Annotated in this window: 20 protein-coding genes and 2 pseudogenes; 9 read left to right on the top strand and 13 right to left on the bottom strand. The window is 61.3% G+C overall.

All coding sequences use genetic code 11. From position 1 onward, the window contains the following. Window positions 1–122: 122 nt before the first annotated feature. From L0U84_RS42120 to L0U84_RS42110, 3 genes are read right to left on the bottom strand one after another with little or no spacing between them, the layout of a single operon-like run. Window positions 123–431, bottom strand: coding sequence for a hypothetical protein (locus L0U84_RS42120; protein ID WP_233860004.1), 309 nt, complete (start codon window positions 429–431; stop codon window positions 123–125). Window positions 432–483: 52 nt separating this feature from the next. Then, window positions 484–1314 carry a DUF932 domain-containing protein gene (locus L0U84_RS42115; protein WP_233860003.1) on the bottom strand — a complete coding sequence of 277 codons (831 nt, stop codon included), beginning with the start codon at window positions 1312–1314 and terminating at the stop codon, window positions 484–486. Window positions 1315–1365: 51 nt separating this feature from the next. After that, window positions 1366–1782, bottom strand: coding sequence for an antirestriction protein (locus tag L0U84_RS42110; protein ID WP_233860002.1), 417 nt, complete (start codon window positions 1780–1782; stop codon window positions 1366–1368). Between the two features lie 223 nt (window positions 1783–2005). Between L0U84_RS42110 and L0U84_RS42105 the strand changes: the two genes are divergently transcribed. Next, window positions 2006–4069 (top strand): ParB/RepB/Spo0J family partition protein, encoded by a 2064-nt coding sequence (locus L0U84_RS42105; RefSeq protein WP_233860000.1) that lies wholly within the window; start codon window positions 2006–2008, stop codon window positions 4067–4069. A 260-nt stretch (window positions 4070–4329) separates the two neighbouring features. On the opposite strand, the gene L0U84_RS42100 is transcribed toward L0U84_RS42105, so the two are convergent. Further along, window positions 4330–4812 (bottom strand): hypothetical protein, encoded by a 483-nt coding sequence (locus L0U84_RS42100; RefSeq protein WP_233859998.1) that lies wholly within the window; start codon window positions 4810–4812, stop codon window positions 4330–4332. Window positions 4813–5491: 679 nt separating this feature from the next. Here L0U84_RS42100 and L0U84_RS42095 point away from each other — a divergent pair. Next, window positions 5492–6643: a PDDEXK nuclease domain-containing protein gene (locus L0U84_RS42095; protein ID WP_233859996.1), complete on the top strand. Its 1152-nt coding sequence runs from the start codon at window positions 5492–5494 to the stop codon at window positions 6641–6643. Window positions 6644–6648: 5 nt separating this feature from the next. Here the strand turns inward: L0U84_RS42095 and L0U84_RS42090 are convergent, their stop codons facing one another. Next, entirely contained in the window at window positions 6649–6849 is a 201-nt protein-coding gene (locus L0U84_RS42090; protein ID WP_233860377.1) for a hypothetical protein, read from the bottom strand. On the opposite strand from L0U84_RS42090, the gene L0U84_RS42085 reads away from it, so the two are divergent. Continuing rightward, window positions 6827–6994, top strand: coding sequence for a hypothetical protein (locus tag L0U84_RS42085; protein ID WP_233860407.1), 168 nt, complete (start codon window positions 6827–6829; stop codon window positions 6992–6994). The genes L0U84_RS42090 and L0U84_RS42085 overlap by 23 nt on opposite strands. Window positions 6995–7206: 212 nt before the next feature. After that, window positions 7207–7734, top strand: a complete 528-nt coding sequence (locus tag L0U84_RS42080) for a hypothetical protein (protein ID WP_233859988.1) — start codon at window positions 7207–7209, stop codon at window positions 7732–7734. A gap of 223 nt (window positions 7735–7957) precedes the next feature. On the opposite strand, the pseudogene tnpC reads toward L0U84_RS42080, so the two are convergent. The 3 genes and pseudogenes from tnpC to L0U84_RS42065 form a co-directional block, all read right to left on the bottom strand. After that, window positions 7958–8512 (bottom strand): annotated as a pseudogene (tnpC, locus tag L0U84_RS42075) (IS66 family transposase); the annotation flags it as partial. Between the two features lie 381 nt (window positions 8513–8893). Next, window positions 8894–10102: an IS91 family transposase gene (locus tag L0U84_RS42070; RefSeq protein WP_233859987.1), complete on the bottom strand. Its 1209-nt coding sequence runs from the start codon at window positions 10100–10102 to the stop codon at window positions 8894–8896. 8 nt (window positions 10103–10110) lie between these two features. Next, window positions 10111–10989, bottom strand: a complete 879-nt coding sequence (locus tag L0U84_RS42065) for a tyrosine-type recombinase/integrase (RefSeq protein WP_233859986.1) — start codon at window positions 10987–10989, stop codon at window positions 10111–10113. A 924-nt stretch (window positions 10990–11913) separates the two neighbouring features. Between L0U84_RS42065 and L0U84_RS42060 the strand changes: the two genes are divergently transcribed. Genes L0U84_RS42060 through L0U84_RS42050 form a run of 3 tightly spaced genes read left to right on the top strand, consistent with a single transcriptional unit; the run spans window position 11914 to window position 15130 of the window. Then, the gene (locus L0U84_RS42060) at window positions 11914–13149 is read left to right on the top strand and encodes a site-specific integrase (RefSeq protein ID WP_233859985.1); all 1236 of its coding nucleotides are present in this window, start codon (window positions 11914–11916) and stop codon (window positions 13147–13149) included. Further along, window positions 13146–14117 carry a tyrosine-type recombinase/integrase gene (locus tag L0U84_RS42055; protein WP_233859984.1) on the top strand — a complete coding sequence of 324 codons (972 nt, stop codon included), beginning with the start codon at window positions 13146–13148 and terminating at the stop codon, window positions 14115–14117. The genes L0U84_RS42060 and L0U84_RS42055 overlap by 4 nt, the downstream gene beginning before the upstream one ends. Next, window positions 14114–15130 (top strand): site-specific integrase, encoded by a 1017-nt coding sequence (locus L0U84_RS42050; protein WP_233859981.1) that lies wholly within the window; start codon window positions 14114–14116, stop codon window positions 15128–15130. The genes L0U84_RS42055 and L0U84_RS42050 overlap by 4 nt, the downstream gene beginning before the upstream one ends. Before the next feature lie 96 nt (window positions 15131–15226). Here the strand turns inward: L0U84_RS42050 and L0U84_RS42045 are convergent. Both L0U84_RS42045 and tnpB (L0U84_RS42040) read right to left on the bottom strand, forming a co-directional pair. Continuing rightward, a pseudogene (locus L0U84_RS42045) lies at window positions 15227–16211 on the bottom strand (IS66 family transposase); the annotation flags it as partial. Between the two features lie 51 nt (window positions 16212–16262). Next, entirely contained in the window at window positions 16263–16481 is a 219-nt protein-coding gene (tnpB, locus tag L0U84_RS42040) for an IS66 family insertion sequence element accessory protein TnpB (RefSeq protein WP_442794136.1), read from the bottom strand. A 300-nt stretch (window positions 16482–16781) separates the two neighbouring features. Here tnpB (L0U84_RS42040) and L0U84_RS42035 point away from each other — a divergent pair, with 300 nt between their 5' ends. Then, the gene (locus L0U84_RS42035; RefSeq protein WP_233847938.1) at window positions 16782–16979 is read left to right on the top strand and encodes a hypothetical protein; all 198 of its coding nucleotides are present in this window, start codon (window positions 16782–16784) and stop codon (window positions 16977–16979) included. Next, on the top strand, window positions 16957–19050 hold the full coding sequence (locus tag L0U84_RS42030; RefSeq protein ID WP_233847935.1) for a recombinase family protein: 2094 nt from the start codon (window positions 16957–16959) through the stop codon (window positions 19048–19050). The genes L0U84_RS42035 and L0U84_RS42030 overlap by 23 nt, the downstream gene beginning before the upstream one ends. Before the next feature lie 12 nt (window positions 19051–19062). Here the strand turns inward: L0U84_RS42030 and tnpB (L0U84_RS44330) are convergent, their stop codons facing one another. The 3 genes from tnpB (L0U84_RS44330) to L0U84_RS42020 all read right to left on the bottom strand — a co-directional run bounded on the left by tnpB (L0U84_RS44330) (window position 19063) and on the right by L0U84_RS42020 (window position 20866). After that, window positions 19063–19230: an IS66 family insertion sequence element accessory protein TnpB gene (gene tnpB, locus L0U84_RS44330; protein ID WP_442794135.1), complete on the bottom strand. Its 168-nt coding sequence runs from the start codon at window positions 19228–19230 to the stop codon at window positions 19063–19065. After that, window positions 19227–19622: an IS66-like element accessory protein TnpA gene (gene tnpA / locus L0U84_RS42025; protein WP_233859979.1), complete on the bottom strand. Its 396-nt coding sequence runs from the start codon at window positions 19620–19622 to the stop codon at window positions 19227–19229. The genes tnpB (L0U84_RS44330) and tnpA overlap by 4 nt, the downstream gene beginning before the upstream one ends. Window positions 19623–19987: 365 nt before the next feature. Continuing rightward, entirely contained in the window at window positions 19988–20866 is an 879-nt protein-coding gene (locus L0U84_RS42020; protein WP_233859977.1) for a LysR substrate-binding domain-containing protein, read from the bottom strand. Window positions 20867–20959 lie beyond the last annotated feature (93 nt).

Here is a 20959-nt window from a genome sequence, read left to right as displayed (position 1 = left end):
CTTACTGGGCGCACCGATAGTTGATGGTCAGTTCGATTTCGGCGATGGTCAATTAGGTAGTCATATCAGCCCCTCAGGCTTGCGCAACCCTACGCGCGGATTGACTGTCAGTCAGCCAAGTCTTAGTGCAATTGTTCCCGGTGCCCGATGATGGTCGTGACGGGTGCGTAAGGCGGTACCCGATCAAAGGCCGCGAGAGCGGCACGTGCGATGGCGCGCAATTCCTCACGGTGCATCTCGACCGGGTTGCCCTCGCGGTCGAGCATGTTGGCAATGCGGTGGAGCGCGTCGGCGGAATGCGCTGCCGCGTCAGCAGACAATGCCATGCGGTGCAGTTCGGCACGCACGATATTTCGGTCTCCGTATTGCCAGACAGCCAGCAAGGGTAGCAGGGTGGCGAGCCACGAAGGACGGGTGTTGAGTGTGTCCATGGGATATTCCCCTGTCGGGATGCGCCCCGACCCGCAGGCCGGGGCGATCTGGTTAGCTGCGCAGGCGGCGCAGTTCGTCAGCCAGCGCCCACAGGGCACGATTCAGGCGGATATTCTGGTCGATACCCGTAACCGCTCGGGTCGTGGTGGCCCGACCGCTCGCGTTGCGACCATGCAACCCGCCGCGAATCATGTTTTCCTGGAGACGGTTAAACGTGGTCCACAGATCAGGCGACCGATCCTCAGCACGGCGCGGCGCGAGAAGTTGCCGCTCCGTGACCGGCGCAGGCTTGTCCTCGTCGTAACGCAGCGTGAGTGCAGCGCGGGCAAAGGCCAACTGTTCGGCTTCGTCAAGCACGGTCGCCGCCATGCCTTCGCGCTGCCGTTCAGTTTCCCCGAAGCTTTGAAGCACCTTAAAGGCACCTTCTGTGACTTCGCGAATAACATCGCCCTTATGCGGTATGCGAATATCACTGAGTTCATGGCCGCACACGATTCCGTTCTGGCACGCCCAGCGGATCATTCCGGCGATCATCTGATAACTTGAACTGCCGTTGTGGCTGTTCAGCAGGATGACCTCATTCGTTTCGCGCATGCCGGTGATCTGGTCGGCGTGCCTCAACCTCAGCATGTGCTTCGTGTATTCACGCATGTCGTCATTGCGCACGCGGGTCTGGCAGACCATGAAGGGCTGGAAGCCTTCCTTGCGCAGGGCATCGAGCACATCAATCGTCGGGATGTAGCTATAGCGCGCCGAACGGCTTTCGTGTGCGGCGTGGGCGAGGACGGAAGGCGCAACTTCCGCGATTTCATCGTTTGTCAGCGGGTGATCCGAGCGCCGGACAACTGCGTTGCTGCTAAAGCTGCTTGCGAGCGTACCCATGTCTTTCTCCAATGAAGTAGCTGGCCCGGCCCGCAGGCCGGGGCCGGTTGCCTAGTCGATGGCGCGCAGAATGTTGGCGGCTTCCGTGTGCTGCGTGGCGAACTCACGCAATTGATGGAACCGTTCAATGATGGTGTCGTCCAGCGTTTTTTCCGCGAGGTGGCAGAGCGCGAAAAGCGTCACGGTAACGCCGAAGGCATCCGCGCCCATCATGTCGCTGTAGCCGTTCAGATGCCAGCGCACGTGCACGCGGCCCATGTTGGCAGGGGCCATGTAGAACCCGCCGTTGGACAGTGTGAAGTAGTGCCACAAGCCACCGTCATAGCCGCAATACAGGCGTGCGGCCCAGTCATAGACGAGAGATTCGCCGTTGATGTGGTGGCGACCCAGATAGCGCGGCAGCACATTCAGGCGCAGTTCTTCGGGGACGACAGAGGAAGTAATACGGTCTTGCATTTCAGTGGTCATCGGATATCTCCGGTTATCGACCGAAAACACTTCGGCCTCATCTTCAGTATAGGGCAATTTGCCCTATTAACAAGTTTACGTTAGGCGCACTTTAAAAATAAATTTCTATTAAATGAGAAAATCTATTTAAATAAAAAATGACGTTCTTGTTTTTATATAGGGCAAATTGTCCTATGTTGAAGATGAGGCCAGAATCGTTCTGGTCGATAACCGGAGATATCCGATGAAAGTCAGCACAACGGTAGAAACAGCAGTAGCCACCGCGCATGAATCCGGGCGGCCCCGGATCGAATATGTTGCCTGGTCGCGCCTCTCACTTTCGCCGCTGAACGTGCGCAAGAGAGCGCCTGGCGGTATTGAGTCGCTGGCCGAAACGATTCACGAAAAAGGGGTGATCCAGAACCTGGTTGTGCACGAAATGAAGGGGCGAGCCAGGCTGCCCCAGTTGGGCGTCAGCGCGGGACAGCGTCGCCTGGCTGCGCTCAACCTCCTGTTCGAGCAGGGACGGATTACGAACGACTACCAGGTGCCGGTGTTAATCGTCAGCGAAGGCGAAGCTCTGGCCGCGTCGCTGATCGAAAACCGCGAGCGTGAGGACATGCATATCGCGGACGAATGCGTGGCGTTTCGGCTGCTGACGGAGGAGGGCAAGAGCGTCGCGCATATCGCGGCCCTGTTCAAGATTCCAGAGGTGGCCGTGAGGCGTGCGCTGAAAATCGCAAACCTTGCGCCTGCGCTGCTAGACCTGCTTCGCGATGACCGGCTCGATTATGAGCAGGCCAAAGTGCTCGTACTCGCCGAAGATCACGCGACGCAGGAGCGCATCTGGAACGATGCGGTGAACGGCTGGCAACGCCGCCCCGGCGAACTGCGCGCGACCATTACGCGTGAGGAAATCGATGCGCGCGGCAGCGCTCTGGCGCGGTTTGTGGGCCTCGATGCCTACGAGGCGGCGGGCGGGCGCGTCCGTCGCGACCTGTTCAGTGACGACGCCCATGCCGGATATATCGAGGACGCTGCATTGCTGCATCGCCTTGCCTCGGACCGGCTTGTGGAGCTATCGCAGACGGTCGCTGCGGAAGGCTGGTCGTTTGTGGAGACGAGGACGCGCTATGAAGGCCTGGAACTCATGCGTCATGGGCGCATTGCTTCGACTACGCGCAAACCGACAAAAAAGGAGAAGGCGGAACTCGCGGAGCTGACCGCGACGCGCGACGCGGCACAGAGCGAGCTCGACGCGTATTACGATGACGATGGGGAGCCCGACGAGGCACGGCAGGAACGCCTCGAAGCGGCGGCCACCGCCGCGGTGTATGCGGTGGACCAGTACGCGGAACGCTTCGAGACTTTCGACGCGGAGGACATGAAGCAGGCCGGGGCGTATGTCTATCTGGACGATGACGGGCGGGTGTGTATCGAGCGCGGACTCGCCCGCCGGGAAGCGGCACAGGGCGCGCCGACGGATGCATCGCGTGCGGACAGTGCGATTGCAGGCGCGGCGCGCAAGCCGAAAGAGCGACCCATGCATGGCGAAAAGCTGTGCAAGCGGTTGACCGCGCACCGGACCGCTGCCGTGCAGATCGAGCTTGCGCAGCTGCCGGGCGTGGCACTGGCCGTGCTGATGCAGCGCATGATTCCGGTAGTGTTCGATGACCTCTACGCGCGGGCGTACATCGACCACGCGGTAAAGATCGACGTGCATACTTCGCGGGACGCGCTGGTGTCCAATGCTGACGACATGGCCGAGAGCGTGGCCTGGAAGGCACTGGAAGGGGAGCGCTCGAAATGGGCGCGCATGCTGCCCAGGAGCGCCGATGAACTGCTGCCGTGGCTGCTGCAACAGGACACGGACGTCATGTCAAATCTCTTCGCCTTTTGCGTCGCGGCGACCGTGGACGGGATCAGCGCGGCGGACCGTCCGCACACGGTCAACGAAGTTGCCAATACGCTCGCCGTGGATCTCGCGCGTTACTGGAAACCTACGCGCGCGGGCTATTTCGAGCACGTACCAAAAGACCGGATCGTGGCCGTGGTAGGGGAAAGCGTCTCACCGAAGGCGGCGGGCGAACTGCGCGGGATGAAGAAGGGCGATGCGGCAACCGCTGCCGAGCTTCGCATGCTTGACTCGGGGTGGCTGCCGGAAGTGCTGCGCAATCGTGCGGTCCCGGAACGCACGACCTACCTATGGCACGACAACGAGGAAGGAGACGAAGACGCCGAATCCAGTCCAGACGAGAGGTCAAACGCACAGGCAGAGTACGACGTGGAGGAAGCCGGTACAGATTGACACGCACCCGCATCAGCGCGGGCGATTCCGCACAGCCGTCCGGGCGCAGGTCCGGGCGGTTTTTTTGTTGTGCGCTCAACCAAATAGGGCTGGATTCGAGACGATGCACCGCCGCGTTTTCCTTTCTGAAGACAGACTGTGGGCCTGCGCGGATCGCCGTGTTGTCGCGCGTACCGCGCGCCCGGATCGAGGGCCACGGGGACCCGCGCGGGACGCGTGGGGAGAGGCCCGCCCCGACGCGGGGCGGAGGGGCGATCCGGTCAGGCCTTCAAATGCTGGGGGAATCTGCGTTTCAGTTCCTCGATCGCTTCGGCATTGATCGACGGCTGGCCGAACTGCTCGGCGTAGAGCTTGGAGAGTTGAAGCATTGGCAGGGTCGGATTTTCGGCGCGCAATTGCTCCTTGCTCTTGATTTGCCCGGTGACGGAGGGACGGGTGCCGTTTTGGGGTGTGGGGCGCAATGCCGATTCGCCAGCCGGGTCTACGGTCGTGCGGGCTTGGGCTTGTGGCATCGACGCGCTGCGTGCCTGTTTGCGCAGGCGGTAGAGAGTGCCGTGGAACGTGCGGTGTGTCAGATGAAGACCATATTCAGCCAGGGCCGCACGGATCTCGTTGGCCGGCACGCCTGCGGCAAGAGCGGCTTCGACGTCCGGAAGTAGCTGACGCAGGCGGGCAGTTTTGCCGCGCCCGGGGCTGTTGCTGGCCAGGTCGCGCAGGCGCGCGGCGATTGTTTCGTTGTCCATGAAAAATGTAGGACGAGAGTAGGACAGGTAGAGTATAGGAGATGGACAACCGTAGGGCGTTGCAGGAACAACGATGTATCCACGCTGAATAGCGCAGGATTAGCGGGAGAGCGGCGCGGGATTTCGGGGCAGGGCGAGTGATGGCGATCTAGCGGCGAGGCACGTCGGATATGTTTACGCAACGCTACGCGCTGCGCAAAATATCGCGTGCCAAAGGGGCAAGCCCCTTTGAAACCCCGAGGCGGGCGATTGCCTGCGCCCGAGGTGCCATTGGCCCCCGAGACTGCTGTCATCCACGGCGCTGACGGGAAGCATCCCGGACGGCAGCATCGGAACGACCGAAGGATATGATTCTCATTAAGCCAGTGCAGATTTGCTTGGCTAGATGAGATAAGCCGGGAAACGCAAGGCTGCTAATACGACCTATCAGACTTGTCGTGATGCCGCCCTATTTTTCGAAGAGCAATTGGCGTCAAGGAACGGAGAAATAAGAGGGCGTGCATTGCGCCGTGCGCCCGATCGACGTGAGCTACACAAGAGCGTTGCCCCGCACCTGCTGGCGCCTTGCCTGTTGTCGCCGGCAGACCTAGGCCGTTGGCGGAGCCGCACGACGAGCACTGCCAGCGACAGCCGCCGGTCGGGTATCCTTCCCTCGATATCAATCCTGAAAACTGAGACGATGAGCGGTAAACCTCCGGCCAAGGACGACTACAGCAATACCCTGATCGACGTGATCGCACTGCTCGAAGAGGCAAGGCGGGCTGCGGCGCGCAGCATCAATGCCCTCATGACGGCAACCTACTGGCTGGTTGGCCGGCGGATCGTTGAATTGGAGCAGCGTGGGCACGAGCGTGCAGCTTATGGACAAGAGGTCCTGCAACGCCTGTCGAGCGATCTTACCGGGCGGTTTGGACGTGGCTTCGGTGCCGACAATCTTGAGTTGATGCGCCTGTTCTACCTGAGCTATCAGCCTGGTGAGATTTCCGAATCAGTGATTCGGAAATCCGGGGCTCTCGCGCCGAAGCGAAAATCCGAATCACCGATTCGGGATTTTGGGCTTCAGCAACTGGCCGAACGTTTCCCTCTGTCGTGGACGCATTACGTCAGGTTAATGCGACGGACGCGTTCGTCCGAAGAGCGGGCGTTTTATGAAGCGGAAGCCCTGCGCGGCGGCTGGAGCGTGCGGCAGCTTGAAAGGCAGATTGGCAGTCAGTTTTATACGCGCGCGCTGATGTCCCGTAACAAGCACGCAATGCTTGAGAAGGGCGCGGCCGCGAGGCCGGGCGAGGCCGTGAGCCCCGAGGAGGCGATCAAGGATCCGTACGTACTCGAGTTCCTTGACCTGAAAGACGAGTATTCCGAAAGTGACCTGGAAGAAGCGTTGATCCATCGTCTCGAAGACTTCCTGCTCGAACTCGGTGGCGACTTTACGTTCGTCGGACGGCAGCGAAGGTTGCGGATCGGTGAGAGCTGGTTTCGCGTAGACCTGCTGTTTTTCCACAGGCGCCTGCGATGCCTTGTGATCATCGATCTGAAATTGACTGAGCTTAACCATGCCGATGTCGGGCAGATGCACATGTACTGTAATTATGCAAAGGAGCACTGGACGCTACCCGGCGAAAACCCGCCGGTCGGCCTGATCCTGTGTGCCAGAACCAACGCGGCAATTGCGCGCTATGCGCTTGACGGCCTGCCTAACAAGGTGCTCGCTGCTGAGTACCACACCGTACTTCCGGACGAGCAGTTGCTTGCGGAGGAATTGGCGAAGACCCGTCGCGAGTGGGAGGCGCAGCATCCGGTCCTCCCGGACGGCGAACGCTCTGCCGGCTAATAGTTTCAATAGGTGGCTAACGCAGGCCACCGCAGCGATCCGTCCGCTCGTGGGAGGCTGGGAGCAGATTCACTGCAACCGGCATCAATTGAAGGAGCCAATTGTCGCGATCGGAATGACTGACCGCTGATCGCTGCTATAACTTCGTCGCGGCCCTGATCCCTGCGAACCATGACCACGTGGATGTCGACCGAGAGCCGAGGCATGGGCTGCAGGAAGAGGTTCAACGCCGTTCCGCCTTTCATGGTGAACAACTGCACTTCGACGATGCTCATCGGGATCAAACGCGAGAGCGTAAAACGCGTGCTCAAAGCCATCGTCACGCGTTACGGCATCGACCTCACCGACTGACGCGCCGGTCTCCCATCCAGATTGTCGCGCCACAGGGGCTCTCCAGAAGCTCATCGATGCCCGGCTGAAGGAGAAGATCAGGCGCGGTGCAATGGGTGGAATGCCGACGAAGAGGTAGGACCGTCGTATGTGTCTACGAAAATCGGCCGTCATTTATTTTTCGTTATTAGTAACGTAAAACATGGATGATTCCATTCCAGACGGGGAGCCGAATGGCAGGTCACAAGAATATTTCGTTACATGCGGCTCCCGTAACGGAAAAACGAGGCCGTGGCCGACCGCGCAAGCCTGACGCCATGTCAAACGCGCAGCGCCAGGCGGCCTTTCGAGCTCGGCATAAGGCGGACGAAAAACCCGTTACTGTAACGAAAAATGAGTATGACGAGCTCGCAGTCGAATGTGAGCGGCTGCGCAAAGAGTTGGCGCAGGCCCGTCGCGCGGTCTCAGGGCGTCCACGCCGCAGCATGTCGAGCGAGAGCTTGCCGGCTGTCTCGGAGGTGTTGGCCCAGTCAGTGCCGGCGGACGAGGCGGAATCGGATGACAAGCGGCTGGTGGTGACGATGAACGGCCGCGAGTGCTTTTCACTCGAACGTCTGGAGGCGCATTGTGGTCTATCCAGACGCGCCGTGCTCGAGCGGCTGATCTGGTGGGCGGATTACAGCATCGTGCAGTCCTTTGGGGGCGACGATGCAGCGTTTAACCGTTACCTGAATCGGGTAACGAAAAGTCGTGAAAAATGAGCTGTTAGTGTGGGGGGGCCCCTTCAAGATTCGGACTTTTACTTGCGGGGCGCAAGACATTAGGCTGATAGGCATTTGGCTATCGATGCCGGGACGGACCTGCCCTCGTCGAAAGGCGGGGACCGGCCACGACCTGCCGTTCAGCGCGCGGGGAAACCTTCCTTGAACGGCTGCAGTACTCCGTAAGCGTCCGACCACGACCGTTATTGACAGCGTGTTGAGTTCAGGCGACGTCGAAGTGAAGCTGATCGGCAACGACCCAGGGGAGCAGCTCGTCGACGCGATTGACGGGATGCTCGGCGATGCGAGCGATGACGTGGCGCAGGTAGGCTTCGGGATCGAGGCCATTCAGTTTGGCGGAGGCAACCAGAGTGTAGATCGCGGCGCCGCGATCGCCACCGCTGTCGGAGCCGAAGTGCAGGTAGTTTTTTCGGCCGAGAGCGACCGCACGTAAAGCGCGTTCAGCTGCGTTGTTGTCGATTTCGACGCCACCGTCATCGACGTACAGCGTGAGCGCAGCCCACTGGTTCAGCGCGTAGTTAATGGCTTTGGCGGTATCGCCTTTCTGCGACACCGTACTCAATGTCGAGCGCAGCCAGATCTCGAGGGCGTCGAGTAGCGGACGCGCCTGCTCCTGCCTGACATGTCTTCGCTCGTCGGGCGGCTTGCCTCGAATCGCGGCCTCAATTGCGTACAGTTCTCCGATCCGGCGCAACGCTTCAGTGTTGACCTCGTTCCTGCGCGCGACGAACAGATCATGGAATTTGCGGCGCGCGTGAACCTTATCTGGAGCTCCAGATAAGGCAGAGGATTTTTTGTTTATCGGTCGCGGCTTCGGATGCATGAGCCGGACCGGCGGCGTTGGCCCGCGAGCGGTAAATAAAAAATCGTTTGTGCTGAACCGCTCCGCAGGCGGTGGCAGTTATGGGCATTGAATGATCGGCGAGGTCATCCAGCGTGCACCACCCGCGTTGGCCGGGCGCCGGACGACGATGAAACCGGGTGGATGGGTGCGTGAGGATGTGTGAGCGCTCTGTTGGCGAGGTCAGGGGTGCCGATTGCGGAGGGCTCCCCTACGGCAAGGAGTCGGTGGCGCAAGGCCGGACACGTTGCCATCCGGAATGCATGGCAACGTGACAGGTCGTGGTGCGAGCGCGCATCAGTGAACATGGTGAGCGGGTGGCGGCGCACGCGGCAATGCACCGGGCAGGAAGGTTTCGATGCAGACCATGTGCCCCTTGCCGCAGACGGGGCAATCGCGCAGGGACCTGCCAGTGAGTTGGTGGTAACGGTCGCGGTAGTCTTCCGTCGGGTCGGGCATTTCGTCCGCGGGAGCCACGACGTCGAGCAGCCGGCGGCAGGTGGCGAGCCTGGCGGTCCGGTGGCGATTGGCGAGCCACCCGTAACTGCGGATACGCTTGAAGCCGTCGGGCGGCACGTGCAGCAGGAAGCGGCGGATGAATTCGTCGGCCTCAAGCGTCATCGTCTTTGTTGCGGCGGGGTGTTTATAGTCTTTCCACCGGAAGGTGACGTGGCCGTCGTCGAAGCTGACCAGCCGGTTATTCGAGATGGCCACGCGGTGGGTGTAGCGGCCCAGATAGTCGAGCACGTGTCGGGCATCGCCGAAGGGAGGCTTCGCATAGACGACCCATTCTGCCTGTGCGGCCGGTGCGAGAAAGGTGGCGAACGCCCGGATGTCGGCGAGCGGTTCAAGCTGGCCGTAGAAATGCAACGCGCCGGTGTAGAAGGCATGGTGCAGTTGTTCAAGGAACAGTCGCCGGAATAGCCTCGAGAGCACCCGCACGGGCAGGAAGAAACCGGGACGGCAGGCGATCCAGTGTTCGCCGTCCGGGGCGACGCCGCCGCCGGGTACCACGCAATGCACGTGCGGATGATGCTGCAGGTTCTGCCCCCAGGTATGCAGTACCGTGATGAAGCCGATTTCCGCGCCCAGGTGTCTCGGATCGGCGGCGATGGTGCGCAGGGTTTCGGCGCTGGTGCGGAACAGGATGTCATAGAGCACGCGTTTGTTCTGCCACGCGAGCGCCGCGATGGGCTCGGGCAGCGTGAAGACCACGTGGAAATACTCGACCCCGGGCAGCAGCTCAGCCTGCCGGTGTTCAAGCCATTGCGCGCGGGCGAGCGACTGGCACTTCGGGCAGGCGCGATGCCGGCACGAGTTGTAGGTGATCCGCTGGTGGCCGCAGGCGTCGCACTGTTCGACATGGCCGCCGAGCGCGGCGGTGCGGCACAGTTCGATCGCGCTCATCGCACGCCGCTGGGCACGGCTGAGTCCGTCGGCATGCGTCTGCCGATAGTTCGGGCCGCAGCGGCGGAAGATGTCCGCCACTTCGAGCGCCGGTCGCATGGCCGCACTCAGAAGTACTCGGGCGCGGGCGGCTGGGTTGGAATCGGTGCGGGGTGCGGCAGCAGATCAAAGGGACTGGTGGTGGCGCACACGGTGCTGGTCGCCACTTTGAGATAGCGTGCCGTCGTGGACAGGGCGCGATGGCCCATGAGCAGCTGGATCCTGCGCACGTCGGTGCCGGCCTCGAGCAGATGCGTGGCGAACGCGTGCCTCAGCGAATGGGGCGTAATCGGTTTCTGGATGCCGCTGCGCTGGCGCGCGACTCGGCAGGCCAATGCGACCGCATCGCGAGAAATAGGTCTGCCAGGAATATCGCCAGGAAACAGCCAGTCGCGAGGGTGAGCATCGTGCCAGTATGTTCGCAGGATCTCGAGCAGCCGCGGCGACAGCATGACGTAGCGATCCTTACGGTTCTTGCCCTGGTTCACGCGGATGACCATGCGCTGGCTGTCGATATCGGTGACCTTCAGGTGGACGACTTCTGACACCCGCAGGCCTGCGGCGTACGCGGTCATCAGGATGGTGCGCTGCTTGAGACTGGCGATCGACTCGAGGAAGGTGGTGATCTCCTCTAGGCTGAGAATGACCGGCAGTCGGACCGGCTTCCTGGGCAACGGAAAATCCTCGTCGCTCCAGTCGCGTTTGAGCGTCACGCGGTAGAGGAAGCGCAGCGCGCCGATCGTTGGGCCGAGGCTGCCGGGCGCGAGCTTGCGCTCTTCACGGAGGTAGACCAGCCAAGCCCGGATCTCCTCGGGACCCAGCAGTTCAGGCGAACGGCGGAAGTGCCGGGCAAAACTTGAAACCTGCAACAGATAGGATTGCTGAGTGTTATCCGCGAGATTGCGGATCTGCATGTCCTGCAGCATGCGTTGTCGCAATGGTGTCATGGCGCGCCTCCTGGAAACAGTAAGTGGAATGCCCAATCGGGCGTCCACATACTGCTCCTGGTGGACCGCGCAGCTCGTTGTGGTTTGGCGCCACAGAGTCGTCCGCATGAAACGTCAGCCACCGAGGTGAGCTTCCCTCCCACTACCGCGTCAGCGGTTTAGTACAAGGATCATTATCCCGAGCGTCGCTTTATCTGGAGACTGACGCGTGCGGCCCCCGCTTGTAGGCGGTGGGGCCTGCGTGCACTCGGCATAATATCTTCCTGCGCCCAGATTCCCGTTGGCGCAGTTGGAGATGGCCTTGCAGATTCCGATGCACACAAGTACTGGCGTGGAAGCTTATGTCGCCGGTCGTGAGTGGACGATTGCGAAGCTGCCAGCCTGCCCACTGCATCCTTCCGGCGGCTGCGACTTTGCCCGCCATGGAAGCTACGCGCGGGCCAAGCCCTCCGGTGTCCGCGTGGCCCGTTGGTACTGCCCACAAGGGCACCGAACCTTCAGCCTGTTACCCGACTTTCTGGCAGCACGCTTGCCTGGGTTGCTTGCCGAGATTGAAGAGGCGATCTTCGCGGTAGCACGTTCGACGAGCATCGAGGCTGCCGCGGCCAGTATGCGAGACTTGGGAGTGACCCTGCCGGCAGCCGTACGTTGGCTTCGTCGTCGCCTCGGGCCTGTTCAGCGTGCTGTTCGAGCGCTGAGGGATGCCGATATCGAAGTGGCCCTTGTCGTTGACGCTGGCTTTCTGACGCGCATTCGCCTTGACCTCGACGACCGGGCGCTTGCACAGCTACCACCACCACTAGGGTTCGGGGTTAGGGGCCGTAGCCGGCAACCTGTTGACGGCTGCCAACACAAGATGGGGCCTGACGCGCACGAGCGCACGATCTATCCTGGTCGACAACCCAACCCGTTGCCGCCAACCGTATGGTCACCCGATCCCATAGAACACTGCAACCCGAACGCGCGCCCACCACCCAGGACATCCTGCGCGTGTGGCGCGCAGACCGCTGCGTCAGAGCGAGCAGCGCGCAGCAATACCTGCAGTGGATAAGCCGGTTCAGACGCTACTGCGACTTGCTCGGTCTCGACGAGGCTGGCGAGCTGACGCGCGATGGGGTCAAGCGCTTCCAGGCGTGGTACGCGCATTTGCGCGGGATCCCCATCAGCCATCTCGATCTTGCAAGTTCGTCAATGCGCTCGCTGCACCGCGTCTATGAGTTCGTTGGCGCGCCAGTGCCACCATGGCGGCCCATCGAACGCCGTCCTCAGCCTGTCACGGCAGTCCTGCGCGACTTTGCAACCCACCTCCGGCAACATCGGGGCAACCCCGAGGTCACGATCCGCAAGAAGCTCGACCACGTTGGCAAGCTTCTCGAGCACCTCAGTCGCTCCGGCAAGTCATGGCGACAGTTAAGTTTGCCCGACATCGACGCATTCCTCATCGGATGCGCCCGTCGCTATGCTCGCTCGACGACTGCCGACATCGCCAGTACGGTCAGATCCTTTGCCCGATTCCTGTTGTTCAGCGGGCGCACTCGTGCCGACCTGGCCGACGCGGTGATCTCGCCAGTGCAACCGCGATTCGAACGACCGCGACGTGCCTTACCTTGGGAAGACGTTCAGCGACTGCTGCGCGCGGTGGACACGAGCACGGCGCGCGGGCTGCGCGACCACGCGCTACTGTTGATGATGAGCACCTACGGCCTCGGCGCCGGCGAAGTGATCGGCTTGCAACTGCAGCACATTGACTGGAACGCCGGCACGCTGCAGATGTCGCGCCCCAAGACGGGGGTGAACTTCGTCCTGCCACTGCTTCCCCCGGTGGCCAAAGTGCTTGCGCGGTACCTGCGTCATGGGCGACCGTCTCATACTCCAACGCGGCATGTGTTCGTTCGGATGAAGGTGCCATTCGGCGCGTTCACGGCCTCGTCAGCGGTTCGACACATCCTCATCAAGCATGCAGCGATCGCCGGCATTCAGGCTCCCTACCTCGGCAGCCACGTCTTGCGGCATTCAAACGCAGCACGGCAACTCGATATTGGCACCACAGCGCGAGTGCTGTCGGACCTGCTCGGCCATCGTGACCCGGAGTCGGTGTCGGCGTACGTGCGCATCGCGACGCAGTCGCTGCGCGAAGTCTCGCTGCCGGTACCGCGATGAGCACGAAGATCACCGCCGCTGCCCTGGCCCGTGACGCAAAGGAATTCCTGGCGTTCAAGCGAGCCATGGGAATGGGCTACCTGCGTGCCGAGTTTGTGCTCAATAGCTTCGTGCGCTTCGTTCGTGACCACTACGGCGAACGCTCCGTATCATTGGAACGGGCGGTGACGGAGTGGGTAGTGAGGATCGAAGGCCGCAAGGCCATCACGGTGGGCAACGAGTTCGGCGTCGTTCGCCAGCTTTGCCTCTTCCGTCGCCGTAGCGACCCGCACTGCTTCGTGCCGGATCACGCACTGGCACCTGTCAAGGAATCGGCATTTGCACCATACATCTTTAGCCGCGAAGAGGTACTCGCTCTGGTGAACGCCGCCACGCGACACGAGGGTCGCAGCATGATGTGGGGCGCGATGTTGCGCGCTCTCACGCTCGTGCTGTATTGCACCGGAATGCGGCTCGGCGAGGCTACAAGACTGAGCATGGTCGACGTCGATCTGCGTCGGGCTGTCTTGACGGTTCAACGGAGCAAGGGGCGTTCGCGCATCCTGGCAATTCGCGACGATCTTGCCGCAGAATTGCGGCAGTACATTCGGTACCGTGAGAAGGTACTGGCGGCTAGCGGTGCGGACGATCCAATGACGTTGTTCATCCGTCGCGATGGATCGGCTCTCACCCCGCGCGCAGCGTCCGATGCGTTGCGAGGCCTGCTGCGGGATCTCGGCATGAAGCCACCGCGCGGGCGCTCGGGCGCTAGACCTTACGAGTTCCGGCATGCCTTCGCCGTGCATCGGCTGACCGCGTGGGCCGTCGAAGGTGCAGACGTGCATGCGAAGCTGCCATGGTTGTCTGCCTACCTCGGGCACCAGAATGTGCTCGGCACGGAAGTCTATCTCAACGCCACGCCGCAACTGCTGCAACTGGCAAGCCAGCGCTTCGAACAGCACTCACGTGGCAAGCGCCGCATGCGATGAGCCGCTTGCCGTCGCCCAGCCTGTTCGCTCACGTGCAGTCATACTTCACCGAGTACCTGCCGCGGCAACGTGGCGCCAGCACCCATACCATTCGCGCCTACCGGGACGCGTTGACGTTGCTGTTCAGGTTCGTCTCTGAGCAGAACGGTCGCGGTGTTGTCTCCTTGCAGCTTGCCGACCTCGACGCCAACGTCGTGACACGCTTCCTGGATCACATCGAAGCTGAGCGATCGAACTCGGCGGCGACGCGCAATTGCCGACGTGCAGCTATCCGGGGCTTCTTCAAGCACCTGCTGCGCAACGACCTGACTCACTCACAACAGTACATACGGGTGTTGGCCATTCCTGCCAAGAAAGCGCGCCAGCAGCCATCAACCTACCTTGAGGCGGAAGACGTGCGATTGATCATCAACATGCCGAACAAACGCACCTGCGACGGATGGCGCGACTATACGCTGCTGCTGTTCCTCTACAACTGCGGTGCTCGGGTCAGTGAGGCTGCGGGCCTTCAATGGGACGATCTGCAATTGGCTGCGCCGAGGCAGGTTCGTCTGCGTGGCAAGGGTAAAAAGGAGCGTGTGTTGCCGCTGTGGCCCGAGACAGCCAATGCATTACATCGACTTCGCGGCATGTCCCGCGGCGCCAACGGGCAGTGCGTGTTCGTCAATCGACATGGGCAACCCCTGACACGCGACGGCATTGCCTACATCCTCACCAAGTACGCGACTGCGGCGGCTCACGACAACCCTGCGTTGCTGCAAAAACACATCACCCCTCACGTCTTGCGCCACAGTTGCGCCGTCGCGTTGCTCCAATCTGGAACCGATGTCACAGTGATTCGCGACTACCTTGGCCATGCGAGCGTCGCAACGACAGGTCGCTACATCACGATCAACCTGCAGATAAAGCGCGACGCCATGCAGGCGTTCTGGAAGAAGGCTGGCATTGAGCCGACGACCACAAAACCATGGAAGCCCAAGGCCGACCTGCTCGCGTTCTTGCAGTCGTTGTGAGCGCGATCAAACCTTATGTCGAGTTCGAGCCTTAGACATGCCGTGTACCCGTTGGTGGCAACCTGCTTCGCTCCAGATAAAGCCACGCTCGGGATAATGTGCCATGCATCCAGCCTCGCGCACCGCACCACCTTCGTAGATCGCGTTGTAACCCGCGAACGCATCGGCCTGCAGTGTTCCCTTGAAGCCCTTCAGATGGGTTTGTGGATATTCACCCGAGCGTGTGGGACTGTATGCGAACCAGACCGCCGGCGCTTCCTTGGAACCAGCCTGTCGGTCATCCCGAACGTATGTCCAGATCCGTGCCGTCCGTGTCTTGCCGTTTCCGGGTTCGAGCACGGGTACCGGCGTGTCGTCGGCGTGGATCTTCACGGCAGCCATCACGTATCGGCGAATGACTTCTACGAGTGGTCGGAGCAACGCACTGCACTGGCCGACCCAGTCCGCGAGTGTCGAGCGGCTGAGCTCCACGCCGTCGCGCGCGTAAATCACTGACTGGCATGCCGCGATCGATTGGCCGGCTGGGCGCCGTGGCCTGCACAATGCAGTCGCAACAGGTACAGGCCTTCTTCAGCCGCCGATGACGAATCACCCGCCAATGGCCGGGTACGTAGTCGAGTTGCTCGGCAATGTCCTCGCCCAGTTCGGCGAGTGTGCCACCGCACTGCGGGCAACTTTCATCATCGGGCTGGTGAACAACGTCTTCGCGTGGCAGGTGCGCCGGTAGTGGCTTGCGTCCTGTCGGCTTGCCGGCTTCAGGGCGAGTCCGCCGCTTCGGCTCATCGACCGCCGCCACACCGTCGTCGGCCTGCAGATCTTCGAGACGCAATTCCAGTTGTTCGATCTGGCGATCAATCTTCTCCGACTTGCGCCCGAACTGCATGCGCTGGAGCTTCGCGATCCACAGCTTCAGGTGCTCGATCTCGAGCGCACGATCCGAGAGTGTCTGCTGGAGCGTCGTCACCGTGCTGCGCAGATCCGCAAGGTCGCCTTCGCGCTCGCGTAGCGCCGACTCACCCGCAAGCACAAGAGCCTTCAAGGCCTCGATGTCGTCCGGGAGGGAAGCATTGCTGGATGCCATGCAGCGAGTTTACGCGCGTGCACTGCGCTACGCGCGCGTTGTCACATACGTTTACAAAGCACTGCAGGGTCGGGCCGCATCGACGGGCTGTCGCCAGTCAAACCCTTCGAGCAGAAGGCCGAGTTGGGCGCTGGTCAGCGAAACAATACCGCCGTCAGCACGAGGCCACGCAAAGCGCCCACGCTCCAATCGCTTGGCGAACAGGCATAGTCCACCGTCACGCCAGTACAGGCATTTGATGAGGTCGCCAAGCCGCACGACATTCAACATACCGATCACAAATCGTTGTGATCGCATACCGCTGGCACCCTGCCTATGGCCAGGAATACAGACTGGTCCGCCGTACAGGGCGTCGTGGGAATCAGATGGTTCATCTCGACGTTCCACAACAGATCTCCCGCGAATTGCCAGCGTGGATGCTCGATGCGTCGGCATGCTCGGCAATGTCACTCGGCGAGCCGCAGGTGAGCGCGGATGCGCTGGCCCTCCTATGCCGCATCCTGTCTGACCGGAAGCGCCACTGCGACGCAGGAGGATCATCGGAACCTCTGTCAACGGAGGGCCATTCCGATGAGACGACCGCAAAGAGAACCCGGCGTACAACTTCCGCTGGAACTGCACCGAGACCCAACGTTCAACGCAGACATTGTGGGGAATCGACGGGAGGAAGTGATCGAAGCGCTCGCGGCACTTCTGCTGGAAGCGCTGGGCAAACCGGCGAACACCAACGACCCAGGAGATCGCGATGAGCCAGAAGATCTCCGCTGAACATCTCTGCCGAGGTGCGGTAGTCTACGTCCGGCAGTCAACCATGAGCCAGGTAGTGGAGCACACGGAGAGCCAGAATCGTCAGTACGCGCTCGCCGAATCTGCACGGGCCATGGGCTTTGCTTCGGTAATAACCATCGACGATGATCTTGGACGTTCAGGGTCCGGCAGTATCGAACGGCCCGGATTCCAGAAGCTGGTCGCGTCAGTGTGTGCAGGATCGGTCGGCGCCGTGTTCTGTCTCGAGGCCTCGCGACTTGCGCGCAACGGCCGCGATTGGCACCATCTCATTGATCTTTGCGCACTGGTCGGCACGGTCGTGGTTGATCACGACGGTATCTATGACCCCAGGCTGGTCAACGACCGGCTCCTGCTGGGACTCAAAGGCACGATGTCGGAGTACGAACTCAGTCTGCTGCGTCAGCGCGGCATTGCCGCCCGTGATTCGAAGGCTCGGCGCGGCGAATTGCGTTTCGCGCTACCTCCGGGCTACTGCTGGAACGAGCTTGGGCAGATCGAGATCGATCCAGACGAACGGGTTGCGGAGGCCATCCGGGTGCTCTTCCGTAAGTTCCGCGAACTCGGCAGCGCACGTCAGGTGCTGCTATGGGCCATACAATCGGACGTCAAGCTGCCCGTCACGCGGCACGGCCCAGCCGGCGTCCGGATCGAATGGAGTCGGCCTGCATATCACACGGTCGTCCAGATCCTGGAACATCCGGTTTATGCTGGGGCGTATGTGTTTGGAAGGACGACCCAACGCACTGCCGTCGTCGACGGACGGGCTCGTAAGACTGAAGGTCACTCCAAGCCGATGAAGGACTGGAGCGTCCTGTTGCGAGACCATCATCCAGGGTATATCACGTGGGATCAGTTCGAGGAGCATCGAAGGATGATCGCCGAGAACACACACATGAAGAAGCGCGCTTCCCGCCGATCTGCTCGTGGCGGACGCGCATTGCTGACTGGCCTGGCGCGATGTGGCCGGTGCGGTCGAATGATGCGAGTCAACTACGGCATGAGAGCCGGCCACGCGCATCGCTATTACTGCCGCGGCGACGAAGCACATGTCGGAGCATTTCGCTGCATCGGAATCGGTGGAGTACGTATCGACAAGGCGGTGGCGGCCGCGATTGTCGAAGTGGTTTCGGAGCATGCGGTGGAAGCGGCCATTCGTGCTGCACAGCAAATATCGCGCGCAGATGACGATGTGCGTCGTGCGTTGGCCTGTGAGCTCGAGGAAGCACGCTACGACGCATCTCTCGCCGCACGCCGGTATGAGGTTGTCGATCCGATGAAGCGGTTGGTTGCACGCGAGCTTGAAGCGCGCTGGAATGCGGCCCTCGAGCGTGTCGCTCACCTCGAAGAGCGCGCAGCGCTTCTGGACCGCGAGGTTGCAAGCCGGCCCGCGATCGACCAGACACAGTTGATGACGCTCGCGCACGATCTCCCGGCGACGTGGAATGCGCCGGGCACCGACATGCGAACAAAGCAGCGGCTGACCCGTATTCTCATTCTGGAGGTCGTGATTGATCTGGACGACGACACGAACGAAGCTGTCGCCACGGTTCATTGGACCGGTGGCCGGCACACGGAGCTGCGCGTCGCACGCGTGAATGTTGGTCGATATCCGTCCAGCCAACACTTCAGTGCTGTTGAGGTCATGCGCAAGCTTGGTGGTCAGTGGCCGGACAGGGAGCTTGCGGTGACCATGAACCGCATGCGATGCAAATCGCCAGACGGCAAGACCTGGACCACGGTTCGTGTTACCGAAATGCGTGAACGGCTGGGCATTGCGCCGTTCGATCCAACGGCGTCGCATGCGGAGACGATGAGCGTGGAAGAGGCCTCACGGCGACTGGGAATCTACGGAAGCTCGATTCACCGCCTGATACGTGAGGGAATACTGCCTGCGACCCAACTCATGCCCTCCGCGCCCTGGCAGGTGCCTGTTGCTGCGCTCGATTCCGAAGCCGTCAGGGAAGGTGTACGGGCCATCAAGGAAAGGCGACCGCCTCACTTCAAGGCCCGACAGGAAGCAGAGAAATCACTCAAGCTGCCTGGTTTCTAACCAAAGGATGCACTATGTCACGAGACTCCCACGTTTGCCTCTGAACACGAAGATGTGTCCGCAGAACGGATCCTTCGCCAGCACGGTCTGCACCTTCGCAGCCAAGCCATCGAAGCCGCAGCGCATATCCGTAAATCCAGCGGCAACCCAGATGCGTGTGTTCGCCAGCGGACCGATCATCGGGCCAGGCACTGGATCACCACGCGCAGCGTGTCGGGATCGACACTCCCTTCAACGTACACGTCGCCTCGTGGCAACTGGATTCGGATCGTGCCGGGCCCCTGTGCCGCAAGCGCAGATGCAGCCGGTTCGGCCAGGCCGCTGTCGCTGGCCTCATTCACGGTGACCGGCAGCAAGGCACATCCGCGCTCGTCGGCGCTGAGCCGTCCTTCGAGATATTGCTTACGCCAGTCGAACACCTGATTCGCGTTCACTTCGTGACTGCGTGCAATCTCCGCCACCGAACGCCCACTGGATAACGTCTCCTCGACGATCTGGCGCTTCTCATCCGGTGTACGCCGCCGATACTTGCGGGCGCCTTTGACTTCGGTGAATTCGGTTACTGTGTCCATGATTTCCTTTATGGGCACAGTGACAAATGTGCCCCGGGAAAGCATGGCGACGACCTCATCGAGCGTCTATACGGTCACGGTCGGACGGTTACAGTACTCCGGAACCTGACGGACGTTCTACGCGCACAATTCGGCCATAGCCGACGCTCAGCGTCCAGCCGCCGTACGGCCGCAGCACACCGCTTTGCTGTCGTTCGCGATGAGATGCTGTCGAACGTCGGCTTCCGGGAACGGCGAACGAGTCTTCACGACCCGTTGCTGACGCTAGGATCCGAATCGTTTCGACGACCGTAGTCGCGAGCTATGCCGTCATTGCGACAGTTTGTGACAGACCTTCCTGGCAGCGACACACTCGCAATTGAGATTCACCCCCCTAGATCCGACACTCGCTCTGCACACTGCAGAAGCCCCTTGATCAGACGTCCGCGTGGCGACGCTCGCTGCCAGAGCAGGCCGAAGCGCCGCGGTTCTGTTTTCATCGGCAGTGGCATCCTCGTAATCTCGAGTCCGGACGTCAAAGGCGAAACGATGTCCGGTACAAGCGACACACCCAGTCTGCGGTCGATCATCATAGCGATCGCCATCAGCGAATTCAGTTCGAATAGCTCGTGTGGAACGATCTTCGCCGCCCGCAGGTATTGATCCGCCTGCTTGCCGCCGCCAAGCGACCGGTCGTATCGGATAAAGGGCTCACGGCGCAGCAGCTCATGCGGCTCCTGGCCGGCCAGCCTCGAATGTGCAACGACGACGAGCGGTTCCTCGCGCAACAGATGCCAGTCGTAAGCCTTGGGCAACGCGAACGCCGGATGAAGGCAGATCGCCACGTCCAGGTCCCCGCGCTGCAGCGTTTCATACAGCTCCATGGACGTTCCCGCCCGGATCAGCACCTTCGCTTTCGGGAAGGCCCTCGCAAAGCTGGCCAACACATCCGGCAAGAGACTCAGCAGCGCCGTGGTGATCGTGCCGACCCGCAATTCACCGGTCGCCTCTCCTTCGAGCGCGACCGCCTTAAGCTCCGAGAACTCCCGGACGAGCCCGCGCGCCCGTTCGATTACGCGATGCCCGGCTTCGGTGGGAATCACAGTACGCCCGGCACGCACGAACAGCGATACGCCGAGTTCGCGTTCGAGCGCATGAATCTGCTGCGCGACGGCGGCCGGTGTCACACCGACGCGGCGAGCGGCTTCGGCCATCGAACCACTATCGACCACGAGCAGGAGGTTGGAGAGGAAATCGATTTCCATAAAAGATAGATTTTCTATTTTTTAAAGATAGATACAGATAGTTTATCTAAATTCATGGCGGCCGTAGACTTGTTTCCAGCCAATCAAAACGAA

The sequence above is a fragment of the Paraburkholderia sp. HD33-4 genome (genome assembly GCF_021390635.1).
In the GTDB taxonomy this organism is placed as follows: domain Bacteria; phylum Pseudomonadota; class Gammaproteobacteria; order Burkholderiales; family Burkholderiaceae; genus Paraburkholderia.
Note: the sequence above shows the minus strand (reverse complement) of the source record. Positions and strands in the feature narration are given on the sequence as shown.